Origin of the sequence: Bradyrhizobium manausense (assembly GCF_018129685.1) — a bacterium.
Lineage (GTDB): Bacteria > Pseudomonadota > Alphaproteobacteria > Rhizobiales > Xanthobacteraceae > Bradyrhizobium > Bradyrhizobium manausense_D.
Window position 1 is genome coordinate 139,266 of record NZ_JAFCLG010000001.1, and the last position, 13,354, is coordinate 152,619.

Genomic DNA, 13,354 nt, shown 5'->3' on the forward strand with positions numbered 1-13,354 from the left:
CCTGGCGGCGCGCGAGTCCGACATGGCGACGATGTGGGGCGCACGGGAATATATCCGGTCCGAGGGCGGTTTGATCGCCTACGGTCCGAACGAGGTCGACCAGTTTCGTCAGGCCGCCGACTATGTGGACAAGATCTTGAGGGGCGCCAGGGCCGAGGACATTCCGGTCGCACAGCCGACGAGGATCGACCTGTCGATCAATCTCAAGGCCGCGAAGGCGCTGGGTTGGACGATTCCCGAGGCGTTTCTGTTCCGCGCCGATGAAATCATCGAATAGCCGGGCCGCTTGCCGCAGCGCATCACTGCGCCGGGTCGCCCCGCTCATTGGGGCTTTCCGGAGCCGATCGCCCTCAAAACGGAGCTTGCGCTCGACGGGCTGTGAATGATCAAATCCCATGACCGGAATACTTTGCGTTGTTGGGGGACACATGATGCTCAGGATGATTGCAATCGTGGCGGGGGTGGCTCTGGCGCTCGCCGGACCAGCGCAGGCCCAGACGCCTCGCAAGGGCGGAACCATCCGCATGACGGCGCCCTACGGCTCGAGCTTCACCAGCCTCGACATCCACACCACCCAGCGCGCCCAGGACGAGATCTACGCCAAGGCCCTGCATCGCTCGCTCTACACCTGGGACTCCGCGGAAGGAAAGCCGGTTCCGGAGCTTGCGAAGGAGGTCGTCGTTTCGGGCGGCGGTCTGGTTCAGACCTTCAAGCTCCGCGACGACGCCTATTTCCACAACGGCCGCAAGATGACGGCTGACGACGTCATCTGGTCCTTCAACCGCATCATGGACGGCACCAAGGCCTATCCCGGCGCGCGCTTTGTCCGCATCATCGAGGGCGCGGCCGCGGTCGAGAAGGGGCAGGCCAAGGAAATCTCCGGCCTGAAGAAAATCGACGACTTCACCCTCGAGATGAAACTGACCGAGAAGGTCGACCCCGGTTTCTATTTCTTCACCGCGCTGACCTCGATCTATCCCGCCGACGAAGGCGCCAAGGAGAGCTTCATCCAGCATCCGATCGGCCTCGGGCCGTTCAAGTTCGTCGAGCACGTGCCGGGATCGCGCATCGTCATGGAGAGGTGGGACAAGTTCTACAAGCCCGGCAAGCCCTATGCCGACAAGCTCATCGTCTCGATCATGGGTGAGGCCGCGGCGCGCGACGTCGCCTTCCGCAACAAGGAGATCGACACCTCCGTGCTCGGGCCGGCGCAATATGTCGCCTATCTGGCTGATCCCAACCTCAAGGACACCATCGTCGACGTCGCCGAGGTCTTCACGCGTTACATGGGGATGAATCCGTCGTTCAAGCCGTTCGCCGACAAGCGCGTGCGGCAGGCCATCAACTACGCGATCGACAGCGATTTGATCATCAACAAGCTGGTCAAGGGCAAGGCCTATCGCGCCACCAGCTGGCTGCCCCTGACCTCGCCGGCCTACGACAAGACCATGAAGCCGTATCCGTATGACCCCGCCAAGGCCAAGCAGCTGCTTGCCGACGCCGGCTATCCAAACGGCTTCGAATTCGAGTGGACCACCAGCCAGAACGAAAGCTGGGGACTGCCGATCGTCTCGGCCGTCATCCCGATGCTGGACAAGGTCGGCATCAAGGTCAAGGTCAAGCAGGTCGAGACCGCGGTGCTGGCGGAGGTTGTTCGCACCGGCGACTACCAGGCCTTCATCTATTCCCAGCAGAGCGGCCCGGATCCGCTGGCCGCGCTCAAATGCTTCCATTCCTCGACGCCGCAATCCGCCTGCAACTACATGACCTTCAAGAATGCCGATTTCGACAAGATCATGGATGAGGCCGGGCAGGCCGACGACACTGCCAAGCGCACCCTTCTGCTGCAGAAGGCCAATGCGCTGCTCTATGACGAGGCGCCGGTGTGGTTCTTCAACTACAACAAGGCCGTGATGGCCGTGCAGCCCTGGCTCCACGGGATCCAGAAGAACCCGACGGAGCTGACCCATCAGAACGCCGAGGAGCTCTGGGTCGACGAGACCTCGCCCGCAAAGTGACACGCGTTCTCGTGCTCCTTCCATCGCCATCCTTTCATCGCCATTGAAGCGATAGAGGGAGGGAAGAAAGTGCCGATGCTCTCCTTCCTGATCCGCCGTCTGCTGCAGACCATTCCGACCGTGCTCGCCGTCGTGATGCTGGTCTTCGTGCTGTTCAGCGTCGTTCCCGGCAGCATCGCCTCGACCATGAGCGACGACGTCGATCCCCAGGTCGAGCTGCGCCTCAAGCAGCAGCTCGGCCTCAACGATCCCGTTTACGTGCGCTTTGGCAAATACATCGCCAAGCTGGCGACCGGCGATTTCGGGACGTCGTTCCGGACCCGCGAGCCCGTCACCACCATGATCGCCAAGCGGGCATGGCCGACGCTGCAGCTGATCTTCTCGGCCATGGCGTTTTCCGTCGTGGTCGGCGTGCCGCTCGGCTTTGTCGCCGCGTTGCGGCCGGGCGGTCTCGTTGACAGCGCCGCGATGGTCCTGGCGGTGTCTGGCCTGTCCATCGCCAAGTTCTGGCTCGGGCTGGTGCTGATGTACCTGTTTGCCCTGAAGCTCGGCTGGCTGCCGAGTTTTGGCTATGGCGACGGCAGCCTGAAATATCTGCTGCTGCCGGCCGTGACGCTCGGCGTCTCGCCGATGGCGCTGTTCGCCCGGACGACGCGCGCCGCCGTCCTCGAGATCATGACCGCCGATTTCGTCCGGACCGCGCGCTCCAAGGGCATGAGCGAGACCCGTGTGGTGAAGTGGCACGTGACGCGCAACGCCCTCGTCATCATCCTCACCACCGTCGGCCTGCAATTCGGCGGGCTGATGGGGCAAGCGGTGGTCGTCGAAAAACTGTTTTCCTGGCCGGGCATCGGCTCGCTGCTGGTGGACAGCGTCCTGCAGCGTGACATTCCGGCCGTGCAGGGCTCCATTCTCGTCGTGGTGCTGGCCTTTCTCGCGATCAATTTGCTGATCGATCTGCTCTACGGCGTGATCGATCCCAGGATCCGATACGCATGAAGCTTCGCGCCAATCTCATCATTGGTGGCGCCTTGTTCGCGCTCGCGATCGTGGTCGGTTTGCTCGCGCCCTGGCTGGCGCACACCGATCCCGTGATGGACGCCAACCTCCTGAACGCGGAAGAGCCGCCGGGCTGGACCTGGTGGTTCGGCACCGACGACCAGGGCCGCGACATCTATTCCCGCGTCCTCTACGGCGCGCGTGTCTCGCTCACCGTCGGCATCGTCTCGCAGCTCATCAACAGCGTCATCGGCGTGGCGCTGGGCCTGAGCGCCGGCTACTGGGGTGGCTGGTGGGACGATGTCGTCAACGCCCTGACCAATGTCATGCTCGCGATCCCCTCGCTGATCTTCGCGCTCGCCATCATGGCGGTGCTTGGGCCGGGCCTGACCAGCCTCCTGATCGCGCTCGGGCTGACCAATTGGTCCTATACCTGCCGGATTGCGCGGGCCTCGGCGCTGTCGCTGCGCAGCCAGGGCTATGTGCAGGCGGCCACCGTGCTCGGCTATGGCGATCTGCGCATCATGATCACGCAGCTGCTGCCGAACATGCTGGGGCCGATCGTGGTCATCGCCACGCTCGGCATGGGCAGTGCGGTGCTGTCCGAGGCTGCCTTGTCGTTCCTTGGCCTCGGCGTTCGTCCGCCGTTCCCGAGCTGGGGCAGCATGCTGTCGGACGCCCGCGATCAGATCACGACGGCGCCGTGGCTCTCGGTCTTCCCGGGCCTCGCCATCTTCCTCACCGTGCTTGGGCTCAATCTGCTCGGCGACGGCCTGCGCGACATTCTCGATCCCCAATCGCGGAGCCGGCGGGCATGACGGGCGCACCGCTGCTCGAGGTCGAGGATCTCCGCATCGATCTCGACGATGGATCGCGGCGCGTGGCCGCGGCCGAGAGCGTTTCGTTCCGGATCGATCGCGGCGAGACCTTCGGCCTGGTCGGCGAATCCGGCTGCGGCAAGAGCATCACGGCGCTGGCCTTGATCGGCCTGCTGCGACCGCCGCTGTCGATCGGGGCCGGAGTCATCAGGTTTGACGGGCGTGAGATCCAGCACCTCTCGGCAGCTGCGCAGCGGAACTTGCGCGGCAATCGCATCGCCATGATCTTCCAGGAGCCGATGACGGCGCTCAATCCGGTCTCGCCGGTGGGCCGGCAGATCGCCGAGATGTTCGTGCTGCACAAGGGCAAGAGCTGGCGGGAGGCCAACCAGCTGGCGGTCGAGGCGCTGGGAAACGTCCGTGTCCCCGCGCCGGAGCGGCGCGTGCACGACTACCCGCACCAGCTCTCCGGCGGCATGCGCCAGCGCGTCATGATCGCCATCGCGCTCGCCTGTGGTCCTGACCTGTTGATCGCGGACGAGCCGACCACCGCGCTCGACGTGACCGTGCAGGCCGAGATCATCGAGCTGATGCGCAATCTCTGTGCCGAGCGCGGCACGGCGATCCTGATGATCAGCCACGATCTCGGCCTCGTCGCCAATGTCTGCCGCCGGGTCGCCGTGATGTATGCCGGCCGTATCGTCGAGGAGCGCGGCTCCGCCGATATTTTCCGCGCGCCCTCGCATCCCTATACGCAAGGCCTGGTCGACTCGCTGCCGCGGCTCGGCAGCCGTGCCGCGCTCGGCCGTAACAGGCTGAAGGAGATTGCGGGGGTCGTTCCGGCGATCTCCAATTTCCCCGATGGCTGCCGGTTCAATCCGCGTTGCGCGCGTGCGACCGACATTTGCAGGACGCTCGTGCCGACGGCGGATTTCCTGGAGGCTGGCGGTCTGGTGAGGTGTCATCACCATGCTTGAGCCCCAGAATGGACCTGGCGAGGCGAGGGGGGATGACGATCTCATTCTCAGCGTCGAGGACCTGGCGGTGCATTTTCCGCTGGGCGGTGGTCTGTTCGGCCGTGGCCGGCGGCTGCTCCGTGCCGTCGACGGTGTCCATCTCAAGTTGAAGCGCGGCGAATGCCTCGGCCTCGTCGGCGAGTCCGGCTCGGGCAAATCGACGGTGGCGTTGTCCATCCTTGGCCTGGTGACGCCGACGCGCGGCCGCATCGTACTGGACGGGCAGGTGGTGACATCCAGGCCATCAGGCGATCGCAAGGCGCTCGCCCGCACCGTGCAGATGGTGTTCCAGGATCCCTACGCCTCGCTCAATCCGCGCCAGACCGTGCGCCGCACGCTGGAAGATCCGCTGCGCGTCCACGGCGTGACCGCAAGAAGCGAGATCGAGGACCGCGTCGCGACCATGCTGCGTCATGTCGGCCTGCGCCCCGAACAGGCCGACCGCTACCCGCACGAATTCTCCGGCGGCCAGCGCCAGCGCATCGGCATTGCGCGTGCGCTGATCCTCAACCCCAGGATCGTCATCTGCGACGAGCCGGTCTCCGCGCTCGACGTCTCGATCCGCGCCCAGATCATTAACCTGCTCCTGGAACTGAAGGACACGCTCGGTCTCTCCTACATCATGATCAGCCACGACCTCGGCGTCGTCGAGCACATGAGCGACCGCGTCGCCGTGATGTATCTCGGCCGCATCGTCGAGAACGGCGACTGGCGCGAGATCTTCGAGCGGCCGGCGCATCCGTATACGCAGGCGCTGATCGCGGCGATCCCCGATCCGCTGCATCATGCGCCGCTGGCCACGACAGGCGGTGATCTTCCGAACCCGCTCAACCCGCCGAACGGGTGCGCGTTCAGCCCGCGGTGCCGGTACGCGGAAGATGTGTGCCGCAGGGAGCCGGGGCCGGTGCTGGAGACGCGGCCCGACGGGCACGCGGTGAGATGCTGGCGGGCGGATGAGATTTCGGGGCGGGTGGCGTTGGCCTTGGGCGAAGAGGCTCATCGCTAGCCACGATCCGAAACGATCCGTCGTCGCCGGGACCGATAGGCAAAGGGATTTTGGACATAATTTAGCCGACGTTTCTTCGCTTGTTCCGCGTTCAGCGATTGGGACAGTTACTTGCGCACGGTATTTTGGCTTCTCGTTGCCTTCCTTCTTTGCTCGGTTTCTTCCGCCGAAGCCGCTGGCATCCAGCTCTTCAACCATGGTCCGAACTTATCGGGCGCGATTTGGTATCCGTGCCAGGCCCAACCGCGAGACGTGGAGCTCGGCGATCTCGGAATGGGCGTCGACTATGGCCTCGTCGGCGTGAAGGACTGTCCCGTCATCGGGACGAAGCTGCCGCTGATCATTTTTTCTCATGGCTATCGGGGCTGGTTCGGGGGACACCATGACTCCGCAACGGCCTTGGCCGACGCCGGTTTTGTCGTTGCGGCAATCAATCACTCGGGGGACAACGGCAATGACACGTCGCGTAGCGATGAGCTGTCCAGTTTCTTGTCGCGTCCAGCCGATCTGGTCCGGCTGCTCGACTTCGTGTTGAAGGACTGGAAGGACAAGGCGGTTGTTGATTCCTCCAAAATCGGTCTGTTTGGTTTCTCCAAGGGCGGGTACACCGGCCTGGCGCTGATCGGTGTCGCGCCGGACTTTGCAAGGGTCGCACGCGGTTGCACGGATACATCGAAGTTTTGTGAGCAACTCCGCAGCGGCAACATTCCAGTTCCGACGCAGGACGCGCGTATCCGGGCGGCCGTGATTGCCGAGCCGCCGAGTGGGTTCTTCACGAAGGACAATCTGTCCGCCATCAGGATTCCGCTGCAGTTCTGGCGCGCGGAATTGCCGACGGCGGGCGTTGATGTGGATCCCGCGGGCACTGCGCGCATCGCTCGGAGCCTGCCGGGAACGCCGGAGATTCACAGCGTGCCGGCCAGCCACTTCGCTTTCCTGGCGCCATGTTCGCCGCAGCTCACGGCCGCGCTGCCCCGCATCTGCACCGACAAGCCCGAGGGTTTCGACAGGGCGGCGTTCCATCGCGAATTCAACGCGAATGTTGCACGGTTTTTCCTTGATCACCTTGTCGTCGACGACGCACCTCGCTGAGGTTCGTCTCACGGAATGATTTAACCAGAGCCGACTGATAGGCTCTCGGCCGCAGCAGGAGTTTGGCGGGATCAAGCGGGAACTTCAATCGGGGAAGGTCAGGATCTGCCGGACGAGGTCGAGAAAGGTCGTGGTGTGAATTCCCTTCTGGCTTTGATCCAGTTCGACCAACTGAACGGCAACAAGATGCTTCTCCGGCACGATCACGATCAACTGTCCTCCATAGCCGGACGCAAAGATTGCGTCGCTTCCCCAAGCGCCGGCACCGAGAGTCCACCAGAGATATCCACAACCGCGGTCGTTTCGATCGGTCTCTGAATAGGCTTTCGTGGACTCGGCCGTCCATTGCAATGGAATAACGGCAACGTCGTTCCATCGCCCCTTGTTGAGGAACAGCAATCCAAAACGCGCAAGATCGCGCGCGCTCATGCTGAACACGTAGGCGCGATAAAGCGACGAACCATCTCCAATGAATGTCCCGTCACGGGCCGTGTAGTCCTGCATGCCCAGGGGGCGTGCAATCAGCTTCTCGAAACTGTCGAACAGGTTCGAGTCCGTCGCCCTTTCATAGATCGCACCTAGCGCGTTGAAGTCCCAGTTGTTGTAGTACCAAAACGTTCCAGGCGAATGACTGCCGCGCAGCGGGCGCCTCGATTTCTGGTCGCTCGTCTCGTAAGCCGCCGGGTGATAGACCCCGGAGCGGGTCATGAGCAGCTGGCGAACCGTTGCAAGCTTCTCGTCAGCCGTCAGCGACGGGGCAGTGTCGTCGATGCCCAATTGCCCGAGCGTGCTTTCGAGTTTGATCTGACCGCGTTCGATGGCGACGCCGTAGAGGGCACTCAAGAAGCTCTTTCGAACAGAACGAATATTGACCTTGCGGCTGACGTCTCCCGATGTCGCGACGACGAGGCCGTCCTGCACGACCATGATCGCGGTCGGCTTGTATTTTCGGGCGTAACTCTGGACGGCGCCTTGAACTGGCGAGGTCTGCGCCGGTCCATTGGAGCCGAGGAACTTCCATTCAGATCCGGGCTCTGCGCTTGCCCAGGCCGACCAGACCAGCAAGGTCGCGAGCAGCACAAGATACCGCATGACAATGGCTTCGCTCCGGGGTTCGGCAGACGATGGGTGAAGGGAAAGACGACGGTGGGCTGCACGGCATGCACCGCCAATTCTGCGCAGGTAGGTATCGTAGCATCATACTCCTGTTTTGCCCGACACGTCAAATTCACTTCGAAAAATCAGTAATTTTGCGGCCTTGTCGGCAAGCTATTGATTTCCCTGATGCCGGCTACTGTGCATGGGGTTGTTTTCGCGGCTTTGTTTCGGGGGGCGGTCTATTCCGCCGTTTTTTCCCGCAAGCGCTGCGCATAGACGTTGATGATCAGCGCCAGCAGCAGGATCACGCCGCGGATCAGGATCTTCAGGAAGCTGTCGATGTTGACGTGGTCGAGGCCGTTGTTGAGGACGCCGAGCACGAACAGCCCGACGATGGTGTTGCCGATGCCGCCGCGGCCGCCGAACAGGCTGGTGCCGCCGACCACGACGGCGGCGATGGAGTCGAGCAAATAGGTGTCGAACTCGTTCTGCTGCGCGCTGCCGAAATGGGCGACGCCGAGCATGCCGCCGATGCCGGAGCACACCGCCGAGATCACCATCACGCTGCCCAGGATGAGCTTGACGTTGAGGCCGGAATATTCGGCGGCCTCGCGGTTTCCGCCGACCATGTAGACGTAGCGGCCGAAGCGCGTGTAGGTCAGCACCAGGTGCCCGCCGAGCAGCATGATGGCCGCGACGATGACGATCCAGGGGACGCCGCCGATCGAGCCCGAGCCGAGCGTGGTGATCAGATCAGGCACCTTGTAGGCGATCTGGCCGCGCACCAGCAGGGCCGAGATGCCGGCCGCGATCTGCATCATCGCCAGGGTCATGATGAAGGAGGGGATGCCGATCACGGTCAGCCCCAGCGCGTTGACGAGGCCGAGCGCCGCGCAGAGCGCGATGGCGAGCAGGATGGCGGCCGCGCCGGGCAGGGGGATGTTGGGAATGTTGACGTAGGATTCCTGCAGCGTGAAGTAGGCGACCGCGATGCCGGTGACGTTGGCGATGCCGGCGATCGAGAGATCGATCTCCGCGCACAGGATCACGAAAGTGAGGCCGACGGCGATGATGCCGGTGACCGACACCTGCGTCAGGATGTTGCCGAGGTTGTCGATGGTCGCGAAGGAGGGGCTGGCCAGCGCGAAGAAGACGGACAGGAAGATCAGCGTCAGGAACGGCGCGATGTTGCGCATCTGCGAGCGCAGGAAGGGCGCAAGGCCCCGTGCGCGCTGGCCCGCCGCCGGTGCCGTCTCACTGCTCGCCATTGTGGTTCTCCGTCACGCTGCTTCCAGCAGGCGGTCCTTGCTGACCGGCTCGTTCTTGAATTCCCGCACCAGGGTGCCGCGCTTGAGCACGAGGATGCGGTCGGCCAGCGACAGCACCGTTTCCGGCTCGGTCGACAGCACGATGATCGCAAGCCCCCTGGCGCGGAGGTCGCGGACGATGTTGATGACGTCGTTCTTGGCGCCGACATCCATGCCGCGCGTGGGTTCGCACAGCACCAGCAGCTTGGGCGGGTAGGTCAGCCATTTCGCCAGCGCCACCTTCTGCTGGTTGCCGCCGGAGAGCATGCCGAGATCGAGGCCGACCACCGGCGGCCTGATCTGCAACTGCTCGACCTGGCGCTGGGCAATCTCGCGCTCCTGCGCGGGCTTGAGCAGCAGCGACGAGATGCGGTCGAGAATGCTGATCGAGATGTTCTTGTAGACCGGCTCCTGGTGAAACAGCATCGCGCGCCGGCTCTCCGGCACCAGCGCCACGCCCGCGCGCCGCGCCGCCGCGGTGCTGGCAAAGGTCTTGGGCGTGCCCTCGACGATCAGCGTGCCGGCGTCCGGCTTCAGCTTGCCGAACAGGATCCGCGACAGCTCCTGCTGCCCGCAGCCCATGAAACCGTAGATGCCGAGCACCTCGCCGGCGCGGGCCTCGAAGGAGACGCCCTTGAGGCTGCGGGCCAGCGACAGCTGGTCGGCCTTCAGGATGACCGGACTGTCGGTCGGTCGCGGCAGCATCAGGTCGTCGGTGTAGCTGTGCTCGAGCGCCTCGCCGCCGCGGCCGATCATCGCCTCGATCAGTGCGCCCTTGGTCGTGGCGGCGCTCGCGGTCTCCGCGACCTTCCGCCCGTTGCGGAAGACGGTGACCGTATCGGAGACGCGCAGGATGTCCTCGATGAAATGCGAGATGAAGACGATGGCGGTGCCTTGTTCGCGCAGGCGCCGTAGCGTTGCGAACAGGCGCTCGACCTCGGGCGGGGAGAGGGCCGAGGTCGGCTCGTCCAGGATGACGATGCGGGCACCCGAGAACAGCACGCGCGCGATCTCGATCAGCTGTTGCAGCCCGATCGGCAGATCGCCGAGCCGCGACATCGGATCGACGTCGATGCCGAAGCGCGCAAGCTGCTCGCCGGCTTCGCGCGCCATGCGTCGCCATTGCACGAGGCCGAGGGCGTTGGTTGGCTGGTTGCCGAGAAAGACGTTCTCCGCGACCGTCAGGTCGGGCGCGACGCTGAGCTCCTGATGCACCATGCCGATGCCCGCCGCGTGCGCATCGCGCGCCGAGCGGAAGCGGGTCTCCTGGCCGTCGATCAGGAAGCGGCCGGAGAACTCGGTGTGCACGCCGGCGATGATCTTCATCAGCGTGCTTTTTCCCGCGCCGTTCTCGCCGACGAGACCGTGGATCTCGCCGGGGCGAAGTGCGAAGTCGACACCACGAAGCGCTTCGACACCGCCGAAGCTCTTCGTGATGCCCTGGAGTTCCAGGATGGGCTGACGACCCTCAGGCATGCAAGTTCAGGTCTTGGAGGATTTCAGATCAGGAAGTGATCCTGCATCCACTGCATGCCCGCGGCGTTGGCCTTGGTCACGACAGGACCGTCGGTGACGACGTTCTTGGGGATGCCCTGGCCGCTCTTCTCGCCACCGGCGACAGCCGCAACGCCCGCAATGATCGCGCCGCCATGGATGCGGCAGGACGGATTGCGCACGGTCGCGTACATCCGGCCTTCGCTCACCGCCTGGATCGCCGGCGGCATCGCGTCGACGCCGCCGATCAGGATGTTGGTGCGGTTGTGCGCCTTCATGATGTTGGCGGCCGCAAGCGCCATGTCGTCATTGTGGAAGAAGGCCGCATCGATCTGCGGATATTTGGTGAGGTAGGTTTCCCAGAGCCGCGCGGTCTTGGAGACATCCCAGTCGGCCGGCTGGGTATCGAGCACCTCGATCCCGGGGAATTGCTTGACGACGTTGTTGAAGCCCTTGGCGCGGCCTTGCGCACCGGTGTGGCCGAGCGCTCCTTGCGTCATGATGATCTTGCCCTTGCCGCCCATCGCGTTGCATAGCGCCTGCGTCACCGACGCGCCCATGAACTCGTTGTCGGGGGCGAGGAAGGAGTGGACGTTGATCTGGTCGAGCGGCGCGATCAGCGTGTCCATGTCGATCACAGGCGTGCCGGCGTCGATCATCTTCTGCACGGGCTGGGTGAGGGTGCCGATGCCGAAGGCCTGGATCGCGACGAAATCCCATTTCTGCGACGCCATATTGTCGATCGCCGCGCGCTGCTTGACGGCATCGAGCTGGCCGTCGAACCAGGTCACTTCGACGTTGAACAGCTTGCCCCAGAACTCTGCGGCCTGCTTGCCTTGCGCGCACCAGGTCGCCTGGAGGCCTGCGTTGGAGAACGCCGCCTTCAGCGGCTTCTCGCTTCGTCCCATTTCGGCGGCCAATGCTGGGTTTATGCCCAAGCTGCCGAGGATGGCAGTCGCCGCGCCGGCGGTCGCAGCCGCCTGAAGAAGATCGCGCCTCGTCGTCGAGAAGTCTTTCGTCCCGGACATCGCTCGCTCCCTTATATCTTGTCGTCGGTGCATCATTGGTTGCGCTACCGATCCGGAAAGTGTCTCACAATCGGTGGGTTCACGCTACCTAATCTGCAGCGCGCGCCTTGGTGCAGCGCAAAGCGCTACGCTGCGATGCCAGCGAAGGCATCGATCTCGACGAGCAGCATGTCCCATGCCTGCGTCATCTCGTCCGACCATTCATCGCCGAGCTGATCGCGCAGGGTATCCCTGATGATGGCGAAAAAGCTGATGAACAACTCGCGCGGCGTGCCGTAGGCGTCGTGCGAGGCCACCTCGCAGGCAATCAGCCGAAAATGTCCGCTGCGCTCGCCGGCGAAGTCGAGGATCGCCTCGATCGTCAGCGCAAGCATTGATCCCATCACGAACTCGCTGCCTTTGCGTGCGGAACATCGCTCGCGCTTCAGGATGCTCATCGAACAGCCGCTGATAGACGAGGGGCGTGAGATCGGCGCAGCGCGAGGCTGCGCGCTCAAGGCTCTGTTCGATCGGATTGAGAGAGACGCTCACCGGCAGGCTACGCCGTTAAAGACAAAAAAAGAGCGGGGCCCTAGCCCCGCTCAAAAATTGTGTCGACCCTATTATCCCCGATTCTAAGATTTGATCTTGATTGACGGGGCGACGCTGCGTTTTGCGCGCCAGGGGCTCCTCCCGAGACTTGGACCACCAGACTTCAACCTCACGGCCAGCCTGAGCAAAAGGATGCTAGATCAACTTTTCTCACTTGTCATCATTTTCAGCAACGATTGTTCAAAATTCGAGCAGCTGACGAAATGTTCGGGCTCTTAACCCTATAAGTATATGACAAATATAAGATATCTGTGGATGGGCGAGGGCGGCTGGGCTGCCTCAAATGCTGAAGGTCGTCCCTTCGGTGGGGTGTTCCCGTCACATTTCTTGCGAAATTTGCGCGCCGCCAACAAGGCGACCGATGTGACCTCGACTCGGCGCGATCGCGGTGTTTAGTTAGCAGACGAACGAATGGTTCGGCGGATGCGCGCACGGCTGCAAAAATTCTTACCTGTCGTCCTGCTCGCGCTGGTGATGCAGGTGCTGGCGCCGATTGCCGCCTGTTGGGCGGCTGGCCAGGCCGTGTCCGATCCGCTCGCTGGCGGCGTCATCTGCCATAGTGTCAGTGAGCAGGGTGCTCCGAGCGACCAGAACGATTCGCCGACCGCACATGCCGGTGCCTGCGCGCTGTGTTGTCTTGTGCAAGCCAACGCGTCCTTCGATTCGCCACCGCACGCGACGCTCTCCGTTCCCTTCCGCCACGCCGAACGCGTGGTGTGGCACGAGGCGGGTGCGTCCGCTGTTGCCGCCCATGGCAGCTCGAACGCCCAGGCACGAGCGCCGCCTAAAATTTCCTGACGACAATTTAAGTCCGAGCGATCGGCAGGCCCAACACCTGCCGATGGGGTCGTTCAAGAGAGCTGGCGGATCAGCCAGTGTCAGGAATT

Annotated in this window: 12 protein-coding genes and 1 pseudogene; 8 read left to right on the plus strand and 5 right to left on the minus strand. The window is 63.5% G+C overall.

Going from position 1 to position 13,354, the window contains the following annotated elements:
- Positions 1-22 precede the first annotated feature (22 nt).
- The 7 genes from JQ621_RS00740 to JQ621_RS00770 all read left to right on the plus strand — a co-directional run bounded on the left by JQ621_RS00740 (position 23) and on the right by JQ621_RS00770 (position 6,949).
- Positions 23-277 carry an ABC transporter substrate binding protein gene (locus JQ621_RS00740; protein WP_212232519.1) on the plus strand — a complete coding sequence of 85 codons (255 nt, stop codon included), beginning with the start codon at positions 23-25 and terminating at the stop codon, positions 275-277.
- 151 nt (positions 278-428) lie between these two features.
- Positions 429-2,018 (plus strand): ABC transporter substrate-binding protein, encoded by a 1,590-nt coding sequence (locus tag JQ621_RS00745; RefSeq protein WP_212232520.1) that lies wholly within the window; start codon positions 429-431, stop codon positions 2,016-2,018.
- Positions 2,019-2,093: 75 nt separating this feature from the next.
- Positions 2,094-3,017 carry an ABC transporter permease gene (locus JQ621_RS00750; RefSeq protein ID WP_212233755.1) on the plus strand — a complete coding sequence of 308 codons (924 nt, stop codon included), beginning with the start codon at positions 2,094-2,096 and terminating at the stop codon, positions 3,015-3,017.
- The gene (locus JQ621_RS00755; RefSeq protein WP_212232521.1) at positions 3,014-3,835 is read left to right on the plus strand and encodes an ABC transporter permease; all 822 of its coding nucleotides are present in this window, start codon (positions 3,014-3,016) and stop codon (positions 3,833-3,835) included. The genes JQ621_RS00750 and JQ621_RS00755 overlap by 4 nt, the downstream gene beginning before the upstream one ends.
- The gene (locus JQ621_RS00760; RefSeq protein WP_212232522.1) at positions 3,832-4,812 is read left to right on the plus strand and encodes an ABC transporter ATP-binding protein; all 981 of its coding nucleotides are present in this window, start codon (positions 3,832-3,834) and stop codon (positions 4,810-4,812) included. The genes JQ621_RS00755 and JQ621_RS00760 overlap by 4 nt, the downstream gene beginning before the upstream one ends.
- The gene (locus JQ621_RS00765) at positions 4,805-5,857 is read left to right on the plus strand and encodes an ABC transporter ATP-binding protein (protein WP_212232523.1); all 1,053 of its coding nucleotides are present in this window, start codon (positions 4,805-4,807) and stop codon (positions 5,855-5,857) included. Before JQ621_RS00760 ends, JQ621_RS00765 begins: the two co-directional genes overlap by 8 nt.
- Before the next feature lie 111 nt (positions 5,858-5,968).
- The gene (locus JQ621_RS00770) at positions 5,969-6,949 is read left to right on the plus strand and encodes an alpha/beta hydrolase family protein (protein ID WP_212232524.1); all 981 of its coding nucleotides are present in this window, start codon (positions 5,969-5,971) and stop codon (positions 6,947-6,949) included.
- Between the two features lie 84 nt (positions 6,950-7,033).
- Here JQ621_RS00770 and JQ621_RS00775 read toward each other — a convergent pair whose 3' ends face one another.
- The 5 genes and pseudogenes from JQ621_RS00775 to JQ621_RS00795 form a co-directional block, all read right to left on the minus strand.
- A complete protein-coding gene (locus tag JQ621_RS00775; protein ID WP_312015380.1) occupies positions 7,034-8,029 on the minus strand; it encodes a serine hydrolase domain-containing protein in 996 nt (331 codons plus the stop codon).
- 257 nt (positions 8,030-8,286) lie between these two features.
- Positions 8,287-9,315 carry an ABC transporter permease gene (locus JQ621_RS00780; protein WP_212232526.1) on the minus strand — a complete coding sequence of 343 codons (1,029 nt, stop codon included), beginning with the start codon at positions 9,313-9,315 and terminating at the stop codon, positions 8,287-8,289.
- Between the two features lie 12 nt (positions 9,316-9,327).
- Positions 9,328-10,830: a sugar ABC transporter ATP-binding protein gene (locus JQ621_RS00785; protein WP_212232527.1), complete on the minus strand. Its 1,503-nt coding sequence runs from the start codon at positions 10,828-10,830 to the stop codon at positions 9,328-9,330.
- Positions 10,831-10,853: 23 nt separating this feature from the next.
- Positions 10,854-11,876, minus strand: coding sequence for a sugar ABC transporter substrate-binding protein (locus JQ621_RS00790; RefSeq protein ID WP_212232528.1), 1,023 nt, complete (start codon positions 11,874-11,876; stop codon positions 10,854-10,856).
- Between the two features lie 125 nt (positions 11,877-12,001).
- Positions 12,002-12,407 (minus strand): annotated as a pseudogene (locus JQ621_RS00795) (globin).
- Positions 12,408-12,890: 483 nt separating this feature from the next.
- Between JQ621_RS00795 and JQ621_RS00800 the strand changes: the two are divergent.
- A complete protein-coding gene (locus JQ621_RS00800; protein ID WP_212232529.1) occupies positions 12,891-13,265 on the plus strand; it encodes a DUF2946 family protein in 375 nt (124 codons plus the stop codon).
- The last annotated feature ends 89 nt before the right edge of the window (positions 13,266-13,354 follow it).

What these genes read in the sequence shown, in the direction of transcription:
- JQ621_RS00785 (WP_212232527.1), bottom strand. Translation starts at nt 10,830, where the DNA reads ATGCCTGAGGGTCGTCAGCCCATCCTGGAACTCCAGGGCATCACGAAG.
- JQ621_RS00740 (WP_212232519.1), top strand. Translation starts at nt 23, where the DNA reads ATGGCGACGATGTGGGGCGCACGGGAATATATCCGGTCCGAGGGCGGT.
- JQ621_RS00790 (WP_212232528.1), bottom strand. Translation starts at nt 11,876, where the DNA reads ATGTCCGGGACGAAAGACTTCTCGACGACGAGGCGCGATCTTCTTCAG.
- JQ621_RS00750 (WP_212233755.1), top strand. Translation starts at nt 2,094, where the DNA reads ATGCTCTCCTTCCTGATCCGCCGTCTGCTGCAGACCATTCCGACCGTG.
- JQ621_RS00800 (WP_212232529.1), top strand. Translation starts at nt 12,891, where the DNA reads ATGCGCGCACGGCTGCAAAAATTCTTACCTGTCGTCCTGCTCGCGCTG.
- JQ621_RS00755 (WP_212232521.1), top strand. Translation starts at nt 3,014, where the DNA reads ATGAAGCTTCGCGCCAATCTCATCATTGGTGGCGCCTTGTTCGCGCTC.
- JQ621_RS00765 (WP_212232523.1), top strand. Translation starts at nt 4,805, where the DNA reads ATGCTTGAGCCCCAGAATGGACCTGGCGAGGCGAGGGGGGATGACGAT.
- JQ621_RS00745 (WP_212232520.1), top strand. Translation starts at nt 429, where the DNA reads ATGATGCTCAGGATGATTGCAATCGTGGCGGGGGTGGCTCTGGCGCTC.
- JQ621_RS00780 (WP_212232526.1), bottom strand. Translation starts at nt 9,315, where the DNA reads ATGGCGAGCAGTGAGACGGCACCGGCGGCGGGCCAGCGCGCACGGGGC.
- JQ621_RS00760 (WP_212232522.1), top strand. Translation starts at nt 3,832, where the DNA reads ATGACGGGCGCACCGCTGCTCGAGGTCGAGGATCTCCGCATCGATCTC.